Source organism: Streptomyces sp. NPDC001093, from assembly GCF_040298985.1.
Classification (GTDB): Bacteria; Actinomycetota; Actinomycetes; order Streptomycetales; family Streptomycetaceae; genus Streptomyces.
Genome location: NZ_JBEPBF010000002.1, coordinates 13084 through 36477, shown reverse-complemented (window position 1 = coordinate 36477; position 23394 = coordinate 13084). Strand labels below are relative to the sequence as shown.

Sequence of the window (23394 nt, the reverse complement as noted above, 5' to 3'; positions counted from 1 at the left end):
GCCGGCGGCCGTCCGAGACCGCTCGTGGCGTCACGGCCGGCCGGCGAACCGCTCCCGCAGCTTGTACTTGAGCACCTTGCGCAGCGTGTCGTTGCGCGGCAGGGCGGTCACCACCTCCAGCCGCTCCGGCAGCTTGTGCACGGACAGGCCCGAGGAGCGCAGGTACGAGACCACGTCCGGCAAGGTCAATTCGGTGGCACCCGGCGGCTGTTCGACGACCGCGCAGACCAGTTCCCCCCGTTCCGCGTCCGGCAGGCCGATCACCGCCGCGTCCGCCACGGAGGGGTGCGTGGCGAGGAGGTCCTCGATCTCCCTGGCGGAGATGTTCTCACCCTTGCGGATGATCACGTCCTTCAGGCGGCCGGTGAGGACCAGGTGGCCGGAGTCCGTCACATGGCCCAGGTCGCCGGTGCGCAGGAAGCCGTCGGGGTCGAAGGCGGCGGCCGTCTGGGCGGGGTCCAGATAGCCCTGGCAGACGGCCTCGCCGCGGAGTCTTATCTCGCCGTCGACGATCCGGATCTCCATGCCGGCCGGCGGGCGGCCCTCGGTCGTGGCCAGGTTCTGCGGGGTGTCCTCGGGGTCGCCCATGGTGATCATCGGGACCTCGGTCATGCCGTAGCCGTGGGTGAGCTGGACGCCCATCTCGCGAACCACGGCGTGGTACAGCTCGGGGGGCCTGGGCGCGCCGCCGCCCGCGAGCAGGCGCAGGGTCGGGATCAGCTTCTCGCCCGGCTGCCCGCGCTGCTCGGCGAGGAAGAGGGAGTAGAAGGCCGTGGAGCCGCCGGCCACCGTCACCTGGTGCCGCCGGTACTCCGCCAGCGCGTCCGGCAGTGCGAAGTGCTCGGACATCACCGCCGGGAAGCCGTACAGCAGCAGCATCACCAGGTAGTCGGGGCCGCCTATGTGGGCGTACGGGAAGGCGATCGAACCGACGTCGTCCGGCGTCAGGCGCAGGGCGTGGGCGAGGCAGGAGCCGCCGGCGATCAGGGAGCGGTCGGTGTGCAGCACGCCCTTGGGGTCGGAGGTGGTGCCGGAGGTCCAGTAGATCCAGCGGACCGAGGTGCCCTCGGGGGGCGGGGCGGGGAGCACGGACGGGTCGCCGTCGGGGAGGGTGTCGTACGCCTCGAAGACCCCCTTCGCGCCGAGGCGCCGCGCCATCTCCGTGTGGTCGTGGCCCCGCCACACCCCCGGGACCGCGAAGAACTCCGCCTTCGACTCGCGCAGGGCGAAGCCGACCTCCCGGTCCCGGTAGAACGGGATCACCGGGGACTGTACGGCGCCCAGGCGAGCCAGCGCGAAGGACAGCACGGCGGTCTCGATACGGGTGGGCAGCTGCCAGGCGACCACCGTGCCGGGCCGCACGCCCATGTCGTACAGGCCTGCCGCCACCCGCTCGGCACGCGCGCGCAGTCCGCCGAAGGTCAGCCGGCGCTCGCCCTGGAGGAGGACGGGACGGTCGGGTGTGAGGCCGGCACGGCGGGCGACCAGGTCCCACAGCGTGCGGGAGGAACTCAGGGAGTGCGGGGTGTCGTTCACGGTAGCCCCCTCCTTGGCTGACGTCTCGTCAGGTAGCATGCTATCTGACGGACCATCAGATAAGTACCGTCCGGCGGAGGGGACCCATGACCGAACTGCCCCGCATCATCAGCGTCGACGACCATGTGATCGAGCCCGCCCACCTCTTCGAGACCTGGCTGCCGGCCAGGTACCGCGAACGCGGGCCCAAGCCGCTGACCGCCGGGATCGGGGAACTGGCCTACGTCGGCGGCAAGTACCAGATCACCATGGACCCGGCCGGCCAGCCGACCGACTGGTGGATCTACGAGGACCTGAAGTTCCCGTACAAGCGCAACATCGCCGCCGTCGGCTTCGACCGGGACGAGATGACCCTGGAGGGGATCACCAGGGAGCAGATGCGGCCGGGGTGCTGGGACCCCGCCGAACGGCTGAAGGACATGGACCTCAACCACGTCGAGGCCAGCCTCTGCTTCCCGACCTTCCCCCGCTTCTGCGGGCAGACCTTCGCCGAGGCGCACGACAAGGAGGTCGCCCTCGCCTGCGTGCGCGCCTACAACGACTGGATGGTGGAGGAGTGGTGCGGGGACAGCGGGGGCCGGCTGATCCCGCTGTGCCTGATCCCGCTGTGGGACGTCGAACTGGCCGTCGCCGAGATCCGGCGCAACGCCGAGCGCGGGGTGCGGGCGGTGACCTTCTCCGAGATCCCCACCCACCTCGGGCTGCCCTCCATCCACTCCGGCTACTGGGACCCGTTCTTCGCCGTCTGCCAGGAGACGGGGACGGTCGTCAACATGCACATCGGCAGCAGCTCCCAGATGCCCGCCGCATCGCCCGACGCCCCGCCCGCCGTCCAGGCCTCGCTGAGCTTCAACAACGCGATGGCCTCGATGATGGACTACCTCTTCAGCGGGGTCCTGGTGAAGTTCCCGCGGCTCCAACTCGCCTACTCCGAAGGGCAGATGGGCTGGATCCCGTACGCCCTGGAGCGCGCCGACGACGTGTGGGAGGAACACCGCGCCTGGGGCGGGGTCCGGGACCTGATCCCCGAGCCGCCGTCGACGTACTACTACCGGCAGATCTTCTGCTGCTTCTTCCGCGACAAGCACGGCGTGGCCTCCCTGGACGTGGTGGGCAGGGACAACGCCACCTTCGAGACCGACTACCCCCACGTCGACTCGACCTTCCCGCACACCAAGGAGGTCGCCCTCGACCATGTGAAGGGCCTGGACGACGAGACCGTCTACAAGCTGATGCGGGGCAACGCCATCCGCATGCTGAGCCTGGACTTCGACAGGTGATGGACCTGTCGTACACGCCCGAGGAGGAGGACTTCCGCGCCCGGCTGCGCGAGTGGCTCGCCAAGGTGCTGCCGACGCTGCCGCCGAAGCCGTCCCCGGACGACTGGCCCGCCCGCAGGGCGTACGACCTCGGCTGGCAGCGGATGCTCTACGACGCCGGGTACGCCGACGTCCACTGGGACGCCTCGCCGACACTCCGGCTGATCTTCCTGGAGGAGACCGAGAAGGCGGGGGCGCCCTATGTGGGGGCGAACTTCGTCGGCCTGCTGCACGCCGGCCCGACCATCGCCGCCGAGGGCACCCCCGCACAGCGGGCGCGCTGGCTGCCGCCGATCCTGCGCGGCGAGGAGGCGTGGTGCCAGGGGTTCAGCGAACCGGACGCGGGATCGGATCTGGCGTCGCTGCGCACGCGCGCGTGGCGCGACGGCGACGAGTACGTGGTCACCGGGTCCAAGATCTGGACCTCCCACGCCGAGGTCGCCGACTGGTGCGAACTGCTGGTCCGCACCGACCCGGAGGCGCCGAAGCACCGGGGCATCACGTGGCTCGCGATGCCCATGGACGCCGCCGGCATCACCGTACGGCCCCTGCGCACGCTCGCCGGGTCGGCCGAGTTCGCGGAGGTGTTCCTGGACGAGGTACGGGTGCCGGCGGCCAACCGGGTCGGCGCGGAGAACGACGGCTGGCGCGTGACCATGGTGACCCTGTCCTTCGAGCGCGGCACGGCGTTCGTGGGCGAGGTGGTGGCCTGCCGCCGCGTCCTGGCCGAGCTGGCGGTCGAGGCTCGGCAGAACGGCCGCTGGGACGACCCGGTCCTGCGGCGCCGGCTCGGCCGTCTGGAGGCGGAGTTCCGGGCGCTGTGGCGGCTGACCCAGTGGAACGTGAGCGAGGCGGAGGCGAGCGGCGGGGTGCCGGGCGTGGGCGGCTCGGTCTTCAAACTCCGCTACTCGCACGCCCGCCAGGAGCTGTACGACACCGCCGCCGAGGTCCTGGGCCCCGACTGCCTCGACATGAACCGGCCCTGGGTCCTGGACCGCCTGTCCTCCCTGTCGTACACCATCGCCGCCGGCACCTCACAGATCCAGCGCAACATCGTCGCCGAACGGCTCCTGGGCCTGCCGAAGGGGAGGTGAACGGGTGCGCTTTCGAGTGGTGGTCGGGCGTGGTCGGGTGCCGTCGGGTGTCCCTGTCGGCGCGGTCGGAGGGAGATGAGCGTGCGTTTCCGACTCACCGAGGATCAGCGTGCGTTGAAGGCGGGCGTACGGGAGCTGCTGGACCGGCGGTTCGGGCGGGAGGCGTTGCGGGCGGCCGTCGATGCGCCGGGGCGGCTCGACCGGGAGCTGTGGCGGGCGCTCGGCGAGGCGGGGTTCTTCGCCCTGCGGCTGCCGGAGGCGGACGGCGGGGTCGGGCTGGGGCTGCCGGAGGCGGTGCTGGCCTTCGAGGAGGCCGGACGGGCACTGCTGCCCGGACCGCTCCTGGCGACCCACCTCGCCGCCGGCAGCGTACCGGGCGCGGCCACCGGGGAGACGGTCGTGGCGGGGGTGGACGGGCAACTGGTGGAGTGGCTGGAGGCGGCGGACGTGGTGCGGGGGGAGGCGGCGGGGGCCGTACCGCTGCGTTCCGTCGACCCGCTGACCCCGCTGCACCGGATCCCCGCAGCCACCCACAGCGATGCCGTACCCGGCCAGGGCCGGCGAGCGACCCGCCCCCCGGACGGCACGGTCACCGGCACAGTCACCCCCGCCCCCGGCCCCGTAGCCACCCTCCTCACCGCCGCCGAGCAGCTCGGTACCGCCGTACGCGTACAGGAGCTGGCGGTGCAACACGCCCGTGCACGCGAGCAGTTCGGGCAGCCGATCGGTGCCTTCCAAGCCGTCAAGCACCTGTGCGCGGACCTGCTGGTACGCACCGAGACCGCGCGCGTCGCCGTCTACGCGGCCGCCGTCACCGGCGACCCGGCCGACATCGCCGCCGCCCGGCTGCTCGCCGACGAGGCCGCCGTACGCGGGGCCCGCGACTGCCTTCAGGTGCACGGCGGCATGGGCTTCACCTGGGAGGCGGACGTGCATCTGCATCTGAAGCGGGCCTGGGTGCGGGCCCGGCGTGCCGGCGGGAGCACGGAGAGTGAGGAACTGCTCGCCGCGCGGCTGGCCGCCTGAGGAGGGCGACCGCGCTCCTGGGCTGCACCGGCGACAAAGCCTTGGCCCGGGATGTCGCGGATTGTGGCACTCCGGTGTCACGGAGCGTCGATACCTGGTTGTGTCCTTCAACAGGCTCGTCACGACCCGGAGTCGGACGTCCCCTCGGGTACCTTGTGTGGGATGCGAGTGGCTGCGAGCACGAGCCGGGCCGGCGGCGCCCCTGGGGCGGTACCGGGTCGCGCGGTGCGCATCGCTGCTCGCGGGGCGGTAAAGGCTTCGGCCGACGCCTGTTCGACTCCCCGGCACGCGTGTCGCACAGTATGCCGCACGCGTACTCCTTCGCGCTGGAATATGCCCGAAGCGCTTGTTGGGGTGACTGTACGTCAACCATGCTGTCGACAAAGGGAATCACGTTCCGTGACCCTTGCTCGGGCCGTTGTTCTGGGCATGCAGAAAATGGCTACGATCGTGGCCCTCGTCATCGTCGTCGCGGCCGCAGCGGCCGTGGCGGCCGGGTGGCGCGGGGTCATGTGTCCGCCGGTTCGGATGGTGTGAGCGGTGCAGGTGCTTCAAGTGCAGCTGGAGATCCGGCCCGACCCCACGGAGGTGGGACGGGCGAGGAAATGGGCCCGCTCGCGGCTTCCCGGGCTGGGGATAGCGGCCGACGAGCCGCTGGCCGAGACCGTGATCCTGCTCGTCTCCGAGCTCGTGACCAATGCGGTCGTGCACACCGGCCACGCGGCCGTGCTCCGGCTCTCCCTGCCCGCCTCGGCGGCGGCCGAGGCGCTCGGCGTGGCCGAGGCGGCCGGCGTGGCGGATACGGCCGGCGTGGCGGTCGAGATGCCGACGGCATCCGTGGCGGCCACCGTGCGCGTCGAGGTGGCCGACAGCAGCTCCCGCGCCCCCGTGCCGCGTTGCGCCGCCGGTGATGCCACCGGCGGCCGTGGCCTGGCCCTGGTGGACTGCCTGGCGGATCGCTGGGGCTGGAGCCCGGAAGGCGCCGGCAAGAGCATCTGGTGCGAACTGGACCGCTGTTCACAGCCCAGGGAGAGCGCAGCGATGGCGTACGGGGGCGGACTGTCCGCGTACGAGGGTCTCGCTTTCGAGGCGGTGTAGCACCCGGCGTGGCGGTGCGCCGGTGGTGCATCCGTGCGCGGGTGCCGCGAACAGGGCGTACGTAACAAATCCCCATACCGGCGTTGACGACCCGTGACCGCCTGAACACGCTTGTGGGCGACGATTCGCCGCGAGGGGACGGCGAGGGCCGGGGTGACGGCGGCCCTTGTCGAGTGTGGGTCGCACCCGGTGGGCGGCGCGTGCGCGCGACGGTGGGGGGAGGCGCGCCGCCGGCCGGTCAACGCCCCGCCCCGGGTTCTCAGAGGACGGCCACGGGTGCCACGGGTGCGCCCGTCGCTCCGACGAACGGCTCGGGCGTCGCGGACAGCACAAACGCGTACCGCCCCGCTTCTCCACAGGCTGTGGACAACTCTTCGAGATTCCAGTTCTGGCCCTGGAGCATCCCCATCTCCACCAGGTCCAGGGCGTGCACGGGCAGCCACAGATTCTCCGACTCGGGCGGAAATATCTCAAAAGTGAGGGTGTCGTTCGCGACCGCCGCCACATCGCGCGCGTGGAACCACTCCGGCGTACGGACGGACAGCCCCGGCGACGGATAGCCGTACCCGTGCTTGTCCCCGGCCAGATACACCTGCACCTGCCCGGTGCGGACCAGCACGATGTCACCGGCCCGGACCCGGACGCGGCCGAACTCCTCGGCGCGCTCCAGATCCTCCGGCGTCACCGCGTGGCCCCCCGCCAGCCGGTCCACGCCACGCGCGCGTGCCACGTCCAGCAGCACCCCGCGCGAGACGATGTGCCGCGCCTTGTCGATCCCGCCGAACTCGGCGCCGCCGTGCGCGGTGACCGTGTGCGCCGGGCGGCCGTTGTAGATCCGGCCCGAGTGCGAGACATGCGTGAGCGCGTCCCAGTGGGTGCCCGCCTGCAGCCCCATCGTCACCGCGTCGTCGCTGCACGCCACCGTGCCCGGGCCGAAGAGTTCCTGGTTGATCTGGACCATGACGTGCAGCGGGTTGACCCGCCCGGGGATCACCCCGGCCTGCACACCGTCCTGCTGGAGCGGAAGCGCGAGGGGGATGCGGCGTCCGGTGCGGACGCAGGCGGCGGCCTCGCGGACGACCTCGTCGGTGATCAGGTTCAGCGTGCCGATCTCGTCGTCCGTCCCCCAGCGCCCCCAGTTGTTCACCCGCTCGGCGATCTCGTGGAACTCCTCCGGCAGTGCCATCCGGTGCCTCCCCGGGGCTTGTGTCCGCGCATCCGACGCGCCATAAAATCTAACGGACCGTCAGAAACCGCGGGAAGGGGCCGGGCGTGGGGAACTTCTTGGCAGGAAAGGTCGTCGCCGTGACGGGCGCCGGGCGGGGTATCGGCCGGGCGGTCGCGCGGGCGGCTGCCGCCGAGGGGGCGAAGGTCGTCGTCAACGACTACGGCGTCTCCGTCGACGGCGCCTCGCCCACCAGCGAGGTCGCCGAGGCCGTCGTCAAGGAGATCCTGACGGCGGGCGGGGAGGCGGTGGCGGTCGCCGACGACATCTCCACGATGGCGGGCGGGCAGCGGGTGGTCGACGTGGCGCTGGCCTCGTACGGCCGTCTCGACGGGGTCGTGTGCGTCGCCGGGATCCTGCGCGAACGCATGCTGTTCAACATGACCGAGGAGGAGTGGGACCCCGTGGTCGCCACCCACCTCAAGGGCACGTTCACCGTCTTCCGGGCGGCGTCCGCGGTGATGCGGGGGCAGCGCTCCGGCACGCTGATCGGCTTCACCAGCGGCAACCACCAGGGCTCCGTGTCCCAGGCCAACTACAGCGCGGCCAAGGGCGGGATCATCTCCCTCGTCCGCAGCGCGGCCCTCGGCCTGCACAAGTACGGGGTGACCGCGAACGCGGTGGCGCCGGTGGCTCGTACGCGGATGTCGGCGAACGTCCCCATGGAGCTGACGGAGATCGGCGAGCCGGAGGACGTGGCCGCGCTGGTGGTGTACCTGCTGTCCGACGGGGCCGCTGCGCTGGGCATCACCGGGCAGGTGTACACCATCGCGGGACCGAAATTGGCGGTGTGGGCCCAGCCGCGTGAACTGCGTTCCGCGTTTGCCTCGGGCGGTTGGACCCCGGAGAAGATAGCGGAGCTCTTGCCGGGGTCGGTGGGGGTGGATCCGATGCCGATGCTGTCCCAGCTTTCGGCGATGGAAGAGGCGGCGCGGGGTTCTTCTCGGCCGAACGCCTGATGGCTCGGGGGCGTTGTGGTTTGGCGGGTGCGGGTCGTTTGTGGCTTGTCGCGCAGTTCCCCGCGCCCCTTCGGGGCGCGTCGATCTAAGGCGGTCTTCAATGGATTTCGGGTTCAGCCAAGAGGACGAGACGTTCCGTGCGGAGGTCCGCGCCTGGCTGGCCGCCCATGCCGACCCGGATACGGACAGACGTACTTGGGAGCGCACACTCGGCAAGGCCGGGTGGATAGGTCTCGGGTGGCCGCAGCCGGGGTACGGCAACCGCACGGCCACCCTCACCCAGCAGGTCGTCTGGGCCGAGGAGTACGCCCGGTCGGCCGCGCCCCCGCGCTCCGGGCACATCGGGGAGAACCTCCTCGCCCCCACCTTGATCGCCCACGGCACCGAGGAGCAGAAGGCCCGCTTCCTGCCGCCGATCGCGGCCGGCGAGGAACTGTGGTGCCAGGGCTACAGCGAGCCCGGTGCCGGGTCGGATCTGGCGGGGGTGCGCACGGCCGCCGTACGCGAGGGGACCGGCTACCGGGTCAGCGGGCAGAAGATCTGGACCTCGCTCGCCCATGAGGCCGACTGGTGCTTCGTGCTGGCCCGTACCGACCCGGAGTCCCGGCGCCACCACGGCCTGAGCCTGCTGCTCGTTCCCATGGACCAGCCCGGCCGTATCGAGGTCCGCCCCATCCGGCAGATGACCGGCACCAGCGACTTCAACGAGGTCTTCTTCGACGGGGCGCACGCGCGCGTGGAGGACGTGGTGGGAGGGGAGGGGCGGGGGTGGCCGGTGGCCATGAGCCTGCTCGGGTTCGAGCGCGGGGTGTCCACGCTCGCGCAACAGATCGGGTTCGCCGAGGAGCTGGCCCGGGTCGTACGGGTAGCCGTGGAGACGGGGGCGGCGGCGGACCCCGTCGTACGGGAGCGGCTCGTGCGGCAGTGGGCCGAGCTGCGGACCATGCGCCGGCACGCCCTGCGCACCCTCGGCGGCTCGGCCGACCCGGGCGCGCCCAGCGTGGCCAAGCTGCTGTGGGCCGGCTGGCACCAGCGGCTCGGCGAGCTGGCGATGCAGGTCAGGGGCGCGGCGGCCACCGCCGGCCCCACGGACTGGTCTGCCGCCGCGCCGTACGAACTCGACGCCGTCCAGCACCTGTTCCTCTTCTCCCGGGCCGACACCATCTACGGCGGCTCGGACCAGGTCCAGCGCACGATCATCGCCGAGCGCGTGCTCGGCCTGCCCAGAGAGCCCAAGGGGGCCGTGTGATGCGTGGAGTGGTGTTCGACGGCAAGCAGGTGCAGGTGGTCGACGATCTCGCGGTGCGCGAGCCGGGGCCCGGTGAGGTGCTGGTGGCGATCGCGGCGGCCGGGCTGTGCCACAGCGATCTGTCCGTGGTGGACGGCACCATTCCCTTCCCGGTGCCGGTGGTGCTGGGACACGAGGGCGCGGGGGTGGTCGAGGCGGTCGGCGCGGGCGTCACCCATGTCGCGCCCGGCGACCATGTGGCCCTGTCCACGCTCGCCAACTGCGGCACGTGCGCGGAGTGCGACCGGGGCCGGCCGACGATGTGCCGGCAGGCCATCGGGCGGCCGCGGAAGCCGTTCACACGCGGCACGGCGGGGCTGGTGCACCAGTTCGCCGCCAACTCGGCCTTCGCGGAGCGCACGGTCGTCAAGGCCGTACAGGCGGTGCGGATCCCCAAGGACATCCCCCTGGAGCCGGCCGCGCTGATCGGGTGCGGGGTGCTCACGGGCGTGGGCGCCGTGCTGAACCGGGCCCGGGTGGACCGGGGCGACAGCGTCGTCGTCATCGGGACCGGCGGGATCGGGCTGAACGTGCTGCAGGGGGCGCGGCTCGCGGGGGCGCTCAGGATCGTCGCCGTGGACGCCAACCCGGACAAGGAGGAGGCGGCCCGGCGGTTCGGCGCGACCGACTTCCTGACCTCGGCGGACGGGGTGAAGGACATCCTGCCCACCGGTGCCGACCACGCCTTCGAGTGCGTGGGCCGGGTGGAGCTGATCCGGCAGGCGATCGACCTCCTCGACCGGCACGGCCAGGCCGTCCTGCTGGGCGTGCCCCCGGCCGACGCCGAGGCGTCCTTCCTCGTCTCCTCCCTCTACCTGGACAAGTCCGTCCTGGGCTGCCGCTACGGCTCCTCGCGCCCCCAGCGGGACATCGCCCTGTACGCCGAGCTGTACCGCCAAGGCCGCCTGCTGCTGGACGAGTTGGTGACGGCCGTGTACCCGGTGGAGGACTTCGCCAAGGCGCGCGCGGACGCGGAGGCGGGGCGGGTGGCGCGGGCGGTGCTCACGTTCTGACCCAGGTTCCGGCTCACGTTCTGACCCAGGTTCCGGCTCACGTTCTGACCCAGGTTCCGGCTCACGTTCTGACTCACGTTCTGACGCCGGCGCGGAAGGTCCGCCGGTACGCCGTCGGGGTCACCCCGAGGGCCTGCTGGAGGTGCTGGCGCATCGACTGGGCCGTGCCGAAGCCCGCCTCGCGGGCCACCTGGTCGATGGACAGGTCGGTGGTCTCCAGCAGATGGCGGGCGCGTTCGACGCGCTGCTGGGTGAGCCACTGCCCGGGGCTGATCCCGGCCTCCTCGCGGAACCGGCGGGTGAAGGTGCGGACCGACATGGCCTCCTGCTCGGCCATGTCCCGCAGCTGGATCGGCTCGTGCAGGCGGCCCAGCGCCCAGGCGCGGGCGGCGGTCGTCGTGGCCAGCTGCGGGTCCGGGACCGGGCGCTCGATGTACTGGGCCTGGCCGCCGTCGCGGTGCGGCGGTACGACCGTGCGCCGGGCCACGTCGTTGGCGACCGCCGTACCGAAGTCGCGGCGCACCATGTGCAGGCACAGGTCGATCCCGGCGGCCACACCGGCCGAGGTGAGCACATCGCCGTCGTCGACGAACAGCACGTCCGCGTCCACCTTGACCCGCGGGAACATGCGCTGGAAACGCTCGGCGTCGGCCCAGTGCGTGGTCGCCGGGCGGCCGTCCAGGTAGCCGGCGGCGGCGAGGACGTAGACGCCGGTGCAGATGGAGGCGAGCCGGGTGCCGGGGCGGATGCGGGCGAAGGCGGCGGCCAGCTCGTCGGTGAGCCGGCCCTCGTCGAAGACCGGGCCGAGCTCGTACGACGCCGGGACGATCACCGTGTCGGCGCCGGCCAGCGCCTCCGGGCCGTTCGGGACGTGCACGGCGAAGTCGGCGTCGGTCTCGACCGGGCCGGGCGGCCGCACCGAGCAGGTCACGACCTCGTACAGATGCCGGCCGTGCTCGTCCTTCGGGCGGCCGAAGATGCGGTGCGGGATGCCCAGCTCGAAGGGGAGCAGCCCGTCGAGGGCCAGGACGACGATCCGGTGCGGACGGAAAGCACCGGCGCCGGTGGCCGTGACCCGATCCCCAGTCGTGGGCCGATCGCCAGTCATGGCCCGATCGATACGCATGTCCCGATCGATACTCATGGCCCGATCCTAACGAATGCTGTCCTCCGGGCCACTCGATGTGCGCTCATGGGATAAGCAGGCTGTATGACGTGACTCAGACAAGCCCAGCCGCAGCCCCCGTCCAGGCCGCCCCGCCCGCCCGGCGCCGCCGTGTGCACCGGGCGTGGTTCGTCGCCGCCGTCACCTTCGTCACCATCATCGGCGCGGCCGCCTTCCGCTCCCTGCCCGGCCTGCTCATCGACCCGCTGCACCAGGAGTTCGGCTGGTCGCGCGGCACGATCGGCGCGGCCGTCTCCATCAACCTCGCGCTCTACGGCCTCACCGCCCCCTTCGCCGCCGCGCTGATGGACCGCTTCGGCATCCGCCGGGTGGTCGCCGTCGCGCTGACCGTGATCGCCGCCGGTTCCGGCCTGACCGTGTGGATGACGGCGGCCTGGCAGCTGTGGCTGTGCTGGGGCCTGCTGGTCGGTCTCGGCTCCGGCTCGATGGCCCTCGCGTTCGCGGCGACGGTCACCAACCGGTGGTTCACCGAGCGACGCGGCCTGGTCAGCGGCATCCTGACCGCCGCGTCCGCCTCCGGCCAGCTGATCTTCCTGCCGGTGCTGTCCTGGCTGACCGAACACCACGGCTGGCGCCCGGCCGCCGTGACGGTCGCCCTGGCCGCCCTCGCCGTCGTCCCCTTCGTGTGGATCCTGCTGCGCGACCACCCGGCCGACGTCGGTCAGGAGCCGTACGGCGCCCGGGAGTTCGTGCCCAAGCCCCCGCCGGTCACCGGCGCCGCCCGCCGCACGCTGAAGGTCCTCTTCACCTCCGTCCGCACGGGCACCTTCTGGTTGCTCGCCGGCACCTTCGCGATCTGCGGCGCCTCCACCAACGGCCTGATCCAGACCCACTTCGTGCCCGCCGAGCACGACCACGGCATGCCGGTCACCACGGCGGCCTCGCTGCTCGCGGTCATCGGCGTGTTCGACGTGGCCGGCACGATCGCCTCCGGCTGGTTCACCGACCGCTTCGAACCGCGCCGCCTGCTGGCGGTGTACTACGCCCTGCGCGGCCTCTCGCTCCTCTTCCTCCCCATGCTGCTGGGCCCGGCGGTCCACCCCCCGATGCTCTTCTTCATCGTCTTCTACGGCCTGGACTGGGTGGCCACCGTCCCGCCGACCCTCGCCCTGTGCCGCGAGAGTTACGGCGAGGACAGCGCCATCGTCTTCGGCTGGGTGCTCGCCTCCCACCAGGTCGGCGCGGCCCTCGTCGCCTACCTCGGCGGCGTCGCCCGCGACGTCTTCGGCACCTACGACCTCATGTGGTACGCCTCCGGCACGCTGTGCGCGGCGGCGGCACTGATGTCGCTGGTGATCAGGCGCCCGGCTGAACTGGTACCGGTGGTGTCCTGAACGCCACCGCGCAGAAAGGGGAGTTGGCGAGTCCTGGTCCGCCAGACCGGAGGCCGTAGGCCTTGCACCCGGCAACCGGGAGGCGGCCCCGCGGTCAGGAGGCCGTCGCCACGAAGGGTGTCGCGGTACCCGCCGCCGACGGCGCCTGCACCCACGCGCGAGCGCCCCTGCCCGCCGGAGACACCGCCTTCGACTCGGCACCGGCACCGGTGTGCCGGCCGCCGTCCTGCCCCGGGGGGGCGTGCGCCGCGTCATGGCGACCGACCTCAGCCCGCGGGCCCGCGCCTGCGCCCGGGACGACCTCACCCGCCTCGGCCTCGCGGACCGGGTCACAATCCCCTGCACGCGGCCCGCGCGGCCGAGGTGACGGCGCGGTGGCGGCTGGGGGTGTGCTGAACCTTGGGTCAGACCGGCCGTCGGCCGAACGCCAGCAGATGCGAACTCGCCGCCAGCAGTTCGGGGTAGGGCTCGGCCATGCGTGCCGCGGTCAGGGCCGACTCGAACAGGGGCGTGTCCCGGAGGTCGCCCCCGCTGTTCCGCTCGGCCGCCGCGAGCATGGACCAGGCCGGGCCTTCGATCCCGAACACCTCGGCGTCGTTGAACCCGGCAGCGGTCACCTCGTCGCGCAGGTGCTCCCCGCTGTGGAAGTAGGCGGATGTGAACGCCTTCTTCCCGTCGTGGATCTGGGAGGCGAGGATCCGGCCGATGCTCTTCTGCATGGGTTCTCTGTGCAGGTGCGCGAACGCGGCGTGTTCGAAGAGGCTGGAGTACCGGTTGATACCGGCCGCTGCCAGCAGACCGCCCGGCTTGAGCACGCGGTAGGCCTCGGCGAGCGCCCGCTCGCGGTCGGCGCGGTCGATCAGGTGGTACAGCGGGCCGAGCAGCAGGACGACATCGGCCGAGCTGTCCCCGGCGGTGAGCTTCCGGGCATCCCCGACCTCCACGGTGGCACCGCTGGCCTTGGCTTGCTCGACGTGTCGCAGGATCGGATCGACGAGATGAACGTCGTAGCCGTCCTCGACCAGCCAACGAGCATGGGCGCCGGGGCCACCGCCGACGTCGAGGATGCGGGCTGGTGGCATAGGCAGATACCGCCGCAGCAACTCCTGCGTGCGCACCATCTCCAGGCGTCCGTCGGCCGTGGTGCTCAGCCTGTCCGCCTCGTCGATGGTCTCGGTGTAGAACCTCACGATCTCCGGCGCTAGCTCGGGAAGTGTCATGCGGGCATTCTGGTTCCGGAGCAGTGGACCAGTCCAGTGATCGGAAACATGCCTTATGCCCCTCCTCAAGTACGAGCAGATCGCCGACGATCTCCGGACCCGGATCGCGTCGGGCGAGTTCGGCCCGGGCGACCTGCTGCCGTCGGGCCGCGACCTTGCCGAACAGTGGGGCGTGTCCAGGGCCACCGTGGTCAAGGCGTACGACGTGCTGAGGGCCGATGGACTGGTCGAGGCCAGGCAAGGCACCGGATTCGTGGTCGTGGAGACGCCGGTCGCGAGGCCCGCGGGCCGCCGCCGGGCCGGTTCCAGCCGCGTCGTGGGTGGTGCACCGTACCGGCGGCTGGGCACACCGGACCGGTTCGTGCCGCCCGCGCACGTGGTCGACGCCCTTGGCCTGAAACCCGGCGAGACCGCGCTGCGTCGTATGCGTCTGGTGCTGCTCGACGACGGTTCGCCGGGGACGCTCGTCACAGCCTGGTTCCCGCCCGGCATCGCCGATGCGGCGCCCCGCCTGGCGTTGCCTGGCCCGATCGCCGAGGGCACCACGCACTACGTGCTCCGTGAAACCGGCCGTTCGCCCTGCGAAGGTGTCGACATCACCACCGTCCGCCTGGCCAGTGACGAGGAAGCTCGGTTGCTGGAGACGGAACAGTCGGCAGCCGTCGCCGTTGTGGTTCACACGGCCTATGACCAGGACCGTCTTCCGTTGGTGTGCGAAGAGGGTGTCACGCCGTCGCACGTCTTCGAGGAGGTCGAGACATACCCGATGGGGTAGTGGCTCACGCAAGCGGCTTGACTGGACCGGTCCACCGGTCCAGTCTCTTTTTGGCGCTGTGTCAGCACACCGCGAAAGCGGGCGTGTTGTGCCCGGCTGCCGAAATGACGAAGCCCGGCGACCGCTGACACGGCCCCGGGCGCGGCCAACGCTGCTGAGGAGCGTCGACATGGCGAACGTTACCGCCTCACCCGATGCCGTCCCGCGGGGCGGCATGACGATCCGGATCTACACCGTGAACCGCTACGGCACTGTCATCGCGGAGCGCGGCACGGTCAACGTCCTGCCCAGCGAAGGGCCTCCACCACTGAGCACGGTGCTTCCCGCGTGCGGCTGCCCGGGCTGCCGTAAGACCCGGGCAGCCGAGCAGTGAACGCCACGGCCGAGAGCGGCAATGCCACCGTGCCCCTGGACATCGGAACGATCCGCGAGACAGCGGCCATCTTGCTGGGCCCCGACGACGCGCCTGACGCGCTGCCTCCAGCCCCATGCGAGCTGGACACGCTCACCGCGATGCTGCGCGGTCACATGGAGCTGCTGATCCCCGAGGTGGAGGCGAAAGCCGGGCGACTGCTGCGGGACAGCGGTCTGCGGCACCGCGGGCTCGCCTACGTCGGCGAGGCGAAGAGAAAGCTGCGGCTCGGAGACGGCTGCACGCCGCCTGTCCGCGTGGCCGTGGCGCGGAAGCTCGCCCGCTGTGTCAAAGCCCTGTGCGACCACTACGAGAACCTGGACGCCGAGCAGCCGTGATGCGCGGCCATGAAGGCGATCGCCGGCCTGCTCGCGCACGCGGCGCTCGTCTCGGCCCCGGTCCTCGCCCTGGTGCTGGCGCGGACGCCTGACTGAAGCACCCCCATGGCGACCGCAGGGTCAGGGTCGCATCCGACAAACGCCCCTCCCTGTCGTGTGCCGGAAGGCACGGCGGGAGGGGTCTTCGCGGTGCAGCTCTACCGGTCGGTGAGGCGCGCGGGGCGGCTTCCTGCCCATGCCGGCGATTTACCAGCGGGTCGGACGCTGAGAGTCGGCGATGTGGGTGATCTGGTCCGGCGACCGGGCCGGGCCGTGGTGATCCGCCGTACATGGCAGGCCAGGGCCTGGTTGGCGATGTGGGTGGTCAGAACGGGCGGAAACGCGATCTCGTTGGCGTGATGCGCTGGCGCCGCGACGGCCGCGTCGACCTTCGGGCGTCTACGGCATCGCCATCGGTGTGGGCCGCGAAGGACGGCCTTCCCCGGTGGCGGGCTGAGCCGAGGCCCGATGCGCCTCGTCCCCGTGGCCTTTGGCTCGACACGACGCTGCCATGAGGATCTTCGTGCGATAGAACGGAGATCTGATCGCCCACGTTTCCGGGCGAGCGAACGCGGAGGGATTCTGTGGGGCTGCGGCCGGACTTGAAGTTGATCGTGGATGGCATGATCAAGGCGTCCATGGGCATGGTGGACACGGTCATGGTCGGCACCCGGGACACCGCCGTCGCCCTCTTTCACGAACTCGACCGGCAGCATGGCATGGCTGGGGACGACGATGCGGGGCGCGCGTTCGCGAAGGTGTACAAGTCCGCGGCAGCCACGACGCTCGACAAGATCGGCTTCAGCGCTTACGTGATGGGCGAGACCGTCTCGGCCAGCAGGTGGATCTGACCGACGGCATGGGCGATCCCGCAGCGGACTGCTCGGAGAGCTTCCTCGGGCTGGGGCAGGAGCTTCCGGAGGTCGTCGGCGACACCGCGTGGTACGACCAGTACGCTCCCGCCGGGATGAGTGACCGTTTCCGCGGCTCGCCGGAGAAGCTGCGGGACGTGGCGGGCACCTGGCGCCGGGGTGCGAAGCTGATGACGCGCTTTCTGGAGGACGCACAGGCCTGCGCTCACACCGCTGACAAGGCCCACTCCGGCCAGGCCGCTGACGCGTTCCGCAGCTACTTCAAGGGCTTCGTCGGCTTCGCCGCCCCGCCCGAGCAGGCTCACGCGGACGAGCCGCTGGTCGCGAATCTGGTCGCCGCCTGCACCCAGCTCGCCAAGGCGTGCGACCGGTACGCCGATCACGTCGAGTCGGCCAAAGTGAAGATCGCCGATGACCGGGCGAACATCTTCCACGTGGACATGCCCTGGGACTCTCCCATGTTCGGCGGCAACGGTGACGACGGCGGCCTCCACGACGCCGTACTGAATGATCCGTGGATCCACCGACTCGGCGATGTGGCGCACGCCCTGGACACCTCCGAGAAGCGCGTCAAGCTCCCTCACGGTTCAGACGTTTCACCCGTCCTCCCTGGCCTGCCGTTTCTCCCGGTCCCCGAACCGGTACCCGTGCCCTTGGCACTCGCGTCGTACAAGGGTGGCCTGCCCGGCGTCATACCCGCCGTCTACCGGGACCCCGACCCCAACATTCTGCACAAGGACCCGCTGCCGCCGGTGCAGGGCACCACCCAGTTGCTCAGCCCCGCCGACCGGAAAGCGTTCGTGACGTGGGTGAACACGCTGCGGCCCATGGGATTCGGCGGGAGGCCCGATGCAGCAGATCCCGCCAACGCCTACCAGCTGCGGACCGCTGGCTATCCCGAGCGGCTCATTCCGCTGCCCGCCGACGCCCGGAAGGGCGCCATCGCAGCGGACGGCATGCGGCCGGACGATGGCTACATGGTCGATGCCAAGTACGTGAAGGGCACCGACGACGAGTGCAAGAAGAACTCGTTTCGTACGCCGGACACTTTCGCCCTCGAAGACAAATATGACGAGAACGGCAAGAAGAAGTGGAGCCCGAAGGACATCCTCGTCGGTAAGGACGAGAAGGAACTGAACGACTACCGGCTGGCCATGAAGGAGCACAAGCAGATCCGCGGCCTGGAGGTCATCACCAACGACAATGACTCGGCCGCCTACTGGCAGACGCTCATGGCGGCAAACAATGTCAAGGGAACCTCCCGGTACGTGCCCTAGACCCGAACGCGAACGACGAAGGACGCCTCCTGCTGTGGACCTCGACGAATACCAGACGACCTACCTGCTCTACGCACCCGCCAAGAACCCCGCCGGCTGGAACCTCGAACTGGCCGCGTTCGGTGCCGCGCTCGACGCCGCGTTCCAAGACGTCCGCTACGAGACCGAGCAGGGCCGCCAACTGCGGCTGTGTTTCTGGGCCGTGTCGGATGACGGAATCGTGTTCGACGGCTTCGCCACCAACGAAGGCCGGGACACGGTCGTCCTCACGGACAACACCGCCGCTGAAGCAGCCGTCTTCATCGCCTGGCTCCGCGACACGTTCCTGCCCGCACCGGACCTGATCCGCTTCACCTCGGAGCCCGCCGTAGAGCGGGGCATCGAGTCGGACTGGCGCATGCCCGCGGCTGGAGACGTGGCGAGCATCGCTGAGGAACTGAAGCACCACATCCAGGTTGTCGAAGGCTGACCGGCGAGCGGTGCGGCGCATTCCTGGGGCCGGTGAGTCGCCCAGTGCCTGCTGAATCTCGGCGACGCGCTGGGGCTCGGGGAGGTGGGAGGACCCGCCGACCAGGTCCAGCAGTTCCCTGGCGCGTTTCGCCCGGTCGGTGTCGGCATTGGCGGGTCAGATGCTGATCCGGGCGAACCGCCCCCGGTGGAACAGCAGTGGCTCGCCCGGCTCCTCCGCCCCGAGGGCCTCCACCCGGCCCACCACGATCAGGTGGTCGCCCCCGGTGTGCACGGCGTGGACGGTGCAGTCGATCCACGCGGCGGTGCCGGCGAGGCGCGGGGAGCCGGAGACGGGGGCCGCGTCGTACGCCACCCCCGCGAACTTGTCCGCGCCGCTCACCGCGAAGGCCCGGCACAGTTCGTCCTGGCCGGCGCTGAGCACGTTGACGCAGAAGACGCCCGCACGGGCGATGCGCGGCCAGGTCGTCGACGTACGGCCCACCATGAAGCAGATCAGGGGCGGGTCGAGGGAGAGAGAGGAGAAGGACTGGCAGGCGAACCCGGCGGGCGAGCCCGACGCGTCGGCGTCCGGTGCCGTGATCACCGTGACCCCGCTCGCGAAGCTTCCCAGCACCCGCCGGAACGCCGCCTGGTCCACCGGCGCCCGCTCGTCCTCCCGCACGCACCGCAACTCCGGCCGTGGCAACGGCTCCACGGGCCTGCGCCCCAGATACCGGACGGCGGCGGCCGCCGCCCCTGCGTGTCCCATCACGCCAACCATTCAAGCTGACGGAGCGTCAGATGGGAAGCCTCGTGGCCGGGCCGCGTAGAGGCACTTCGTAGGGTGCGGCCATGGGGTGGGAGAGAACGCGTGAGCGGGTCCGGGCGGCCCGCAGCGATCTGGCCGCGGCGATTCCGGTGAACGCGGCGCAGCTGCCGACGGCCGGCCTGCTGTGGTGGATCTGGAGCACGAGCCAGGACCAGTACGAGAGTGGCTCAGGTGGCGGCTGGGGGATCTTCTGCCTGCTGATATTCGGGCCGGTGCTGCTGCCGATCCTGGGCCTGTTCCTCTCCGCCGTGCTGACGCTGCCCGCGATCGTGCTCGCCCGGCCGGTGCTCCGGCGTTTCGGCGGGCCGGAGCGGGCCTGCCGCACGGTCGCGGCAGCGGCCACGGCCGTCGGCTGGGGTGTGGTGACGACGGCGCTCTGGAACTGGCCGTTCGCCACCACGGCCTCGGTCCTCACGGCCCTCGGCCTGCTGCCCGCGCTCGGCATCGCCTACGTCCGCACGCGATCCTGGTCGCTGTGGGGTGTCTGGTGGCGCTCGGCACTCGCCTGCGCCGGCCTGTTCGTCCTGGCCCTCGGCGGCGGGATCGCGGCCGACGCGATGGGCCTGATCCCGCAGTACGAACCACCCGAGCTGACCGCCGGGCAGCTCGCCGGAGTCTGGCACGGCGAGAACGGCGCCGAGCTGCGCCTCACCCTCGACGGCCGGGCCGAGGCCCACAGACTCCCGGCCGAACCCACGGACCGGGACTCGGCGGCCCCCGACTACAAGGACTACGTGGTCTGCGCGGGCTCCGGCACCTGGAAGTCCGACCCCGGCACGGACCACACCGACCGCGCCGGCATCCTCCTGCACCTCGACACCGGCTGCGGACGGGACACCCGCTGGTCCATCAGCGGCACCGAGTCCGCCCCCCAGCTGTACGCCCTCTTCGGTGACCCGGACGCCGGCACCCTCCGGACCCTGGACCGCACCGGGGACTGACCCTCACCGCCCCCGGAACTGTGCCCCCCGCCGCTCCGCGAACGCCCGCAGGCCCTCGTGGGCGTCCTCGGTCGTCATGTTGAGTTCCTGGGCCCAGGCCTCCGCGGCGAAGGCGGTGGCGCGGTCCGAGTCCAGGGAGGTGTTCACCAGGTGCTTGGTCAGGGCCAGGGACCGGGTGGGACCGGACGCCAGGCGGGCCGCCCACTCGCGGGCCGTCTTCGCCAGGTCCGCGTCGGGTACGACCCGGTTGACCAGGCCCAGGCGTTCCGCGTCCGCCGCCGGCACCGCGTCGCCGAAGAACATCAGCTCCTTCGCCCGGTGGGGGCCCAGCAGGCGGGGGAGGAGGTAGGCGCCGCCCGCGTCCGGGACCAGTCCCCGCCGCACGAACACCTCGACGAAGCGGGCCGACTCGGCGGCCAGGACCAGGTCGCAGGCGAACGCCAGGTGCGCGCCGAGGCCCGCCGCCGTGCCGTTCACGGCGGCGATCACCGGCTTCTCGCAGTCCAGGACGGCCGCGATCAGGCGCTGGGCGCCCCGGCGCAGCATCCGGGCCACGTCGCCGGGCAGCCGGTCGCCGCCGTCGGTGCCGCCTCTCAGGTCCGCGCCCGCGCAGAAGCCCCGGCCCGTGCCGGTCAGGACCACCGCCCGGACGTCAGGGGCGGCGGACGCCTCGGAAAGGCGGTCGATCAACTCGTCCCTCAGCGCGGGAGTGAGGGCGTTCAACGCCCCGGGGCGGTTCAGGGTGAGGTGAGTGACCTGGCCGCCGCACTCGGTCTCCAGCTCGCTCATCGGCACACCACCAGTGCGTCCAGTGCGACGGCGCCCTGGCCCCGGGGCAGCACCATCAGCGGGTTGATGTCCAGCTCCGAGACGAACTCGCCCAGTTCGAGCGCCATCCGCTGCACCCGCAGGATCACCTCGACCAGCGCCTCCCGGTCGGCCGGCGGGCGGCCCCGGACGCCGTCCAGCAGGGCTCGGCCGCGGAGCTCGGTGAGCATGGCGCGGGCCTGGTCCTCGCCGAACGGGGGGACGCGCACGGCGGCGTCGTGCAGGACCTCCACCAGCACTCCGCCGAGACCCACCGTCACCGTCGGGCCGAACAGGTCGTCGTGGGTCATCCCGAGGACCATCTCCACGCCCTGCTCGACCATCTGGCACACCAGGATCCCGTCCAGCGCGACGCCGTCGTAACGGGCGATGTCGGTCAGTTCGCGGTAGGCGTCCCTGACCTGGCTGGCCGACGTCAGGCCGATCTTCACCAGGCCCAGTTCCGTCTTGTGGGCGATCCGGGCGCCGGAGGCCTTCATCACCACCGGGTAGCCGACCTGGGCCGCCGCCCGTACGGCCGCCGCCGCGCTGGTCACCAGCTGCTCGCGCGGCACCCGGATGCCGTAGGCGCGCAGCAGCTGCTTGGCCCCGTGCTCGCTGAGCTGCTGGCCGGGCCGCATCAGGGCCTCGGCCTTGCGGAAGGAGGGGGAGGGGGTGCGCGGGGCCTCGTCGAAGGGGGAGCGGTAGTCGCTCACGAAGCGGTGGTGGTCCAGCCAGGCGCGGACGGCCTTCAGACAGTTGCCCAGCGTGCGGAAGGTGGCCACGCGGGTGGAGCCGAGCAGCACCTCGCGGTACGCCGCCTCCGTGCCGACCGGCGAGCCCCACACCACGCACACCAGCTTGTCCGTCTCCTCGGCCGCATCGGTGAGGTCCCGTACGAGCTTGTCGCTGAGCGGCGGGAACGGGCCGGTGACGGGGCAGATCAGGACGCCGATCGACGGGTCGGCGAGGATCGCGTCGATGATCTTCCGGCCGCGCCGGTCGCCCACCGGATGCCCGCCGTTGTCCACCGGGTTGGCCACGCTCAGGTACTCCGGTATCCACTGGTGCAGCTCGGCCTGCTTGGCCTCCGGCAGGCGGGGGAGCCGTAGCCCGGCCGCCGTGGCCAGGTCGGCGGCATGGGCGCCGGTGCCGCCGGAGATCGAGTACACCGCGACCCCGTCCGCCAGCGGCGCCCGTGCCCGCGCCAACAGGGTCGCGGTGTCCTGGAGTTCGTCGAGACCGTCGACCCGTACGACCCCGAACTGGCGCATCGCCGCGTCCACCACGTCGTCGGCGCCCGTGAGCTTGCCGGTGTGCGAGGCCGCCGTACGGGCGCCGGTCTCGGTGCGGCCCACCTTCACCGCGACCACCGGCACCCCGCGGCGGGCGGCGCGGTCGGCGGCCAGCAGGAAGGCGCGGCCGTCCTTCAGGCCCTCCACGTAAGCGGCGATCGCGCCGACCTCGGGCTGCTCGGCGAACCAGGACAGGAAGTCGGCGGTCTCCAGGTCGGCCTCGTTGCCGGTGGGCGCCCAGTGGGAGAGGCGGACGCCCAGCTCCTGGAGGGAGAAGACCGGGCGGCCCTGGTGGCCCGACTGAGTGATCAGGGCGATCGCCGGGCCGGTCAGGTCCTCGCGGAAGTGCTCGAAGGCGTTGAGGTTGGTGTTCGGGCCGAGGAGCCGGATCCCCGAGCGGCGTACGGCGTCCGCCAGCCGCTGCTGTGCCTCGGCGCCCGCCTCGCCCGTCTCGGCGAACCCGGAGGCGAAGGCGACCGCGAACCTCACCTTGGCGTCGGCCAGTTCCCCGATCACCGGCAGGGGATCGGCCACGAGCAGCACGGCCAGGTCGACCTGTCCCGGCGGCAGTTCGGCGACGGAGGCGGCGCAGGGGATGCCGAAGACCGAGGGGCGGGTCGGATGCACCGGGTACACCCGCGCGCCCACCCGCTCGGCCCAGGCCAGCAGCTGCCGGGTGATCCCGGTGTTCGGGCGTCCCTCCGCGTCCGAGGCGCCGATCACGGCGACGGACTCGGGCCGGAAGAAGCGGGTCAGGTCGGGGACCTCCGCGTACAGCGGCCGCCCGCTGACGTCGAGGTCGTCGACCCGGTCGTGGACGACGGGTCCGGGCCGCTGCTCGCCGCACGCGATGACCCGGGCCCGGCGGGAGTCGGTGGTGAGGGTGCCGTGGGTTGATCCAAGCATCGGTCCGCCCGCTCCTGTGAGACAGCACAAGTAAACTGACGCTCTGTCAGATTACTGAACTGACGCAATGTCAGGAACGGGTCGGACCCCCAAAGTTACCGACGGGTGCGCGGGTGGTGCCGCGCGTCACTGACGGGTGCGCGGGTGTCTGCCGC

At 71.6% G+C, this 23394-nt stretch carries 22 protein-coding genes; 15 read left to right on the top strand and 7 right to left on the bottom strand.

Annotated elements, in window-relative coordinates; translation table 11 throughout:
* Positions 1–30: 30 nt before the first annotated feature.
* Positions 31–1536, bottom strand: a complete 1506-nt coding sequence (locus ABT288_RS01450) for a class I adenylate-forming enzyme family protein (protein WP_351601321.1) — start codon at positions 1534–1536, stop codon at positions 31–33.
* Between the two features lie 86 nt (positions 1537–1622).
* On the opposite strand from ABT288_RS01450, the gene ABT288_RS01445 reads away from it, so the two are divergent.
* The 4 genes from ABT288_RS01445 (at position 1623) to ABT288_RS01430 (ending at position 6073) form a co-directional block, all read left to right on the top strand.
* Entirely contained in the window at positions 1623–2816 is a 1194-nt protein-coding gene (locus ABT288_RS01445) for an amidohydrolase family protein (RefSeq protein ID WP_351601318.1), read from the top strand.
* Positions 2816–3949, top strand: coding sequence for an acyl-CoA dehydrogenase family protein (locus ABT288_RS01440; protein ID WP_351601821.1), 1134 nt, complete (start codon positions 2816–2818; stop codon positions 3947–3949). Before ABT288_RS01445 ends, ABT288_RS01440 begins: the two co-directional genes overlap by 1 nt.
* Positions 3950–4030: 81 nt before the next feature.
* Positions 4031–4975: an acyl-CoA dehydrogenase family protein gene (locus tag ABT288_RS01435; RefSeq protein ID WP_351601315.1), complete on the top strand. Its 945-nt coding sequence runs from the start codon at positions 4031–4033 to the stop codon at positions 4973–4975.
* Positions 4976–5530: 555 nt separating this feature from the next.
* Positions 5531–6073, top strand: a complete 543-nt coding sequence (locus tag ABT288_RS01430; protein WP_351601312.1) for an ATP-binding protein — start codon at positions 5531–5533, stop codon at positions 6071–6073.
* Between the two features lie 259 nt (positions 6074–6332).
* On the opposite strand, the gene ABT288_RS01425 is transcribed toward ABT288_RS01430, so the two are convergent.
* A complete protein-coding gene (locus ABT288_RS01425) occupies positions 6333–7259 on the bottom strand; it encodes a cyclase family protein (RefSeq protein WP_351601310.1) in 927 nt (308 codons plus the stop codon).
* Between the two features lie 86 nt (positions 7260–7345).
* Here ABT288_RS01425 and ABT288_RS01420 point away from each other — a divergent pair, with 86 nt between their 5' ends.
* From ABT288_RS01420 to ABT288_RS01410, 3 genes are all read left to right on the top strand, one after another.
* A complete protein-coding gene (locus tag ABT288_RS01420; protein WP_351601308.1) occupies positions 7346–8257 on the top strand; it encodes an SDR family NAD(P)-dependent oxidoreductase in 912 nt (303 codons plus the stop codon).
* Positions 8258–8357: 100 nt separating this feature from the next.
* A complete protein-coding gene (locus ABT288_RS01415; RefSeq protein WP_351601305.1) occupies positions 8358–9506 on the top strand; it encodes an acyl-CoA dehydrogenase family protein in 1149 nt (382 codons plus the stop codon).
* Positions 9506–10558 carry a Zn-dependent alcohol dehydrogenase gene (locus tag ABT288_RS01410; protein ID WP_351601302.1) on the top strand — a complete coding sequence of 351 codons (1053 nt, stop codon included), beginning with the start codon at positions 9506–9508 and terminating at the stop codon, positions 10556–10558. Before ABT288_RS01415 ends, ABT288_RS01410 begins: the two co-directional genes overlap by 1 nt.
* A gap of 73 nt (positions 10559–10631) precedes the next feature.
* Here the strand turns inward: ABT288_RS01410 and ABT288_RS01405 are convergent, their stop codons facing one another.
* Positions 10632–11666, bottom strand: coding sequence for a GlxA family transcriptional regulator (locus ABT288_RS01405; RefSeq protein WP_351601299.1), 1035 nt, complete (start codon positions 11664–11666; stop codon positions 10632–10634).
* Between the two features lie 107 nt (positions 11667–11773).
* Between ABT288_RS01405 and ABT288_RS01400 the strand changes: the two genes are divergently transcribed.
* Positions 11774–13078: an MFS transporter gene (locus ABT288_RS01400; protein ID WP_351601296.1), complete on the top strand. Its 1305-nt coding sequence runs from the start codon at positions 11774–11776 to the stop codon at positions 13076–13078.
* A 404-nt stretch (positions 13079–13482) separates the two neighbouring features.
* Here the strand turns inward: ABT288_RS01400 and ABT288_RS01395 are convergent, their stop codons facing one another.
* A complete protein-coding gene (locus ABT288_RS01395) occupies positions 13483–14298 on the bottom strand; it encodes a methyltransferase domain-containing protein (protein WP_351601294.1) in 816 nt (271 codons plus the stop codon).
* Positions 14299–14353: 55 nt separating this feature from the next.
* On the opposite strand from ABT288_RS01395, the gene ABT288_RS01390 reads away from it, so the two are divergent.
* The 6 genes from ABT288_RS01390 to ABT288_RS01365 all read left to right on the top strand — a co-directional run bounded on the left by ABT288_RS01390 (position 14354) and on the right by ABT288_RS01365 (position 18480).
* Positions 14354–15073 carry a GntR family transcriptional regulator gene (locus ABT288_RS01390; RefSeq protein ID WP_351601291.1) on the top strand — a complete coding sequence of 240 codons (720 nt, stop codon included), beginning with the start codon at positions 14354–14356 and terminating at the stop codon, positions 15071–15073.
* Between the two features lie 169 nt (positions 15074–15242).
* Positions 15243–15446: a hypothetical protein gene (locus ABT288_RS01385; RefSeq protein ID WP_351601288.1), complete on the top strand. Its 204-nt coding sequence runs from the start codon at positions 15243–15245 to the stop codon at positions 15444–15446.
* Entirely contained in the window at positions 15443–15823 is a 381-nt protein-coding gene (locus tag ABT288_RS01380; RefSeq protein ID WP_351601285.1) for a DUF6415 family natural product biosynthesis protein, read from the top strand. Before ABT288_RS01385 ends, ABT288_RS01380 begins: the two co-directional genes overlap by 4 nt.
* 662 nt (positions 15824–16485) lie before the next feature.
* Positions 16486–16713, top strand: a complete 228-nt coding sequence (locus ABT288_RS01375; protein WP_351601282.1) for a hypothetical protein — start codon at positions 16486–16488, stop codon at positions 16711–16713.
* A gap of 158 nt (positions 16714–16871) precedes the next feature.
* A complete protein-coding gene (locus tag ABT288_RS01370) occupies positions 16872–18011 on the top strand; it encodes a restriction endonuclease fold toxin-2 domain-containing protein (protein WP_351601279.1) in 1140 nt (379 codons plus the stop codon).
* Between the two features lie 34 nt (positions 18012–18045).
* Positions 18046–18480, top strand: coding sequence for a hypothetical protein (locus ABT288_RS01365; protein ID WP_351601276.1), 435 nt, complete (start codon positions 18046–18048; stop codon positions 18478–18480).
* Between the two features lie 156 nt (positions 18481–18636).
* Here ABT288_RS01365 and ABT288_RS01360 read toward each other — a convergent pair whose 3' ends face one another.
* Positions 18637–19230, bottom strand: coding sequence for a flavin reductase family protein (locus tag ABT288_RS01360; RefSeq protein ID WP_351601273.1), 594 nt, complete (start codon positions 19228–19230; stop codon positions 18637–18639).
* Between the two features lie 83 nt (positions 19231–19313).
* Between ABT288_RS01360 and ABT288_RS01355 the strand changes: the two genes are divergently transcribed.
* Complete coding sequence (locus ABT288_RS01355; RefSeq protein ID WP_351601270.1) at positions 19314–20231, top strand: hypothetical protein; 918 nt, start codon at positions 19314–19316, stop codon at positions 20229–20231.
* A 3-nt stretch (positions 20232–20234) separates the two neighbouring features.
* Here the strand turns inward: ABT288_RS01355 and ABT288_RS01350 are convergent, their stop codons facing one another.
* Complete coding sequence (locus ABT288_RS01350; RefSeq protein ID WP_351601267.1) at positions 20235–21020, bottom strand: enoyl-CoA hydratase/isomerase family protein; 786 nt, start codon at positions 21018–21020, stop codon at positions 20235–20237.
* A complete protein-coding gene (locus ABT288_RS01345; RefSeq protein ID WP_351601264.1) occupies positions 21017–23239 on the bottom strand; it encodes an acetate--CoA ligase family protein in 2223 nt (740 codons plus the stop codon). Before ABT288_RS01345 ends, ABT288_RS01350 begins: the two co-directional genes overlap by 4 nt.
* Positions 23240–23394: the final 155 nt, after the last annotated feature.

Coding starts and splice junctions, on each gene's coding strand:
- ABT288_RS01395 (WP_351601294.1), bottom strand. CDS start 14,298: ATGACACTTCCCGAGCTAGCGCCGGAGATCGTGAGGTTCTACACCGAG.
- ABT288_RS01385 (WP_351601288.1), top strand. CDS start 15,243: ATGGCGAACGTTACCGCCTCACCCGATGCCGTCCCGCGGGGCGGCATG.
- ABT288_RS01350 (WP_351601267.1), bottom strand. CDS start 21,020: ATGAGCGAGCTGGAGACCGAGTGCGGCGGCCAGGTCACTCACCTCACC.
- ABT288_RS01445 (WP_351601318.1), top strand. CDS start 1,623: ATGACCGAACTGCCCCGCATCATCAGCGTCGACGACCATGTGATCGAG.
- ABT288_RS01355 (WP_351601270.1), top strand. CDS start 19,314: ATGGGGTGGGAGAGAACGCGTGAGCGGGTCCGGGCGGCCCGCAGCGAT.
- ABT288_RS01375 (WP_351601282.1), top strand. CDS start 16,486: ATGATCAAGGCGTCCATGGGCATGGTGGACACGGTCATGGTCGGCACC.
- ABT288_RS01415 (WP_351601305.1), top strand. CDS start 8,358: ATGGATTTCGGGTTCAGCCAAGAGGACGAGACGTTCCGTGCGGAGGTC.
- ABT288_RS01345 (WP_351601264.1), bottom strand. CDS start 23,239: ATGCTTGGATCAACCCACGGCACCCTCACCACCGACTCCCGCCGGGCC.
- ABT288_RS01410 (WP_351601302.1), top strand. CDS start 9,506: ATGCGTGGAGTGGTGTTCGACGGCAAGCAGGTGCAGGTGGTCGACGAT.
- ABT288_RS01425 (WP_351601310.1), bottom strand. CDS start 7,259: ATGGCACTGCCGGAGGAGTTCCACGAGATCGCCGAGCGGGTGAACAAC.
- ABT288_RS01405 (WP_351601299.1), bottom strand. CDS start 11,666: ATGACTGGCGATCGGCCCACGACTGGGGATCGGGTCACGGCCACCGGC.
- ABT288_RS01390 (WP_351601291.1), top strand. CDS start 14,354: ATGCCCCTCCTCAAGTACGAGCAGATCGCCGACGATCTCCGGACCCGG.
- ABT288_RS01440 (WP_351601821.1), top strand. CDS start 2,816: ATGGACCTGTCGTACACGCCCGAGGAGGAGGACTTCCGCGCCCGGCTG.
- ABT288_RS01360 (WP_351601273.1), bottom strand. CDS start 19,230: ATGGGACACGCAGGGGCGGCGGCCGCCGCCGTCCGGTATCTGGGGCGC.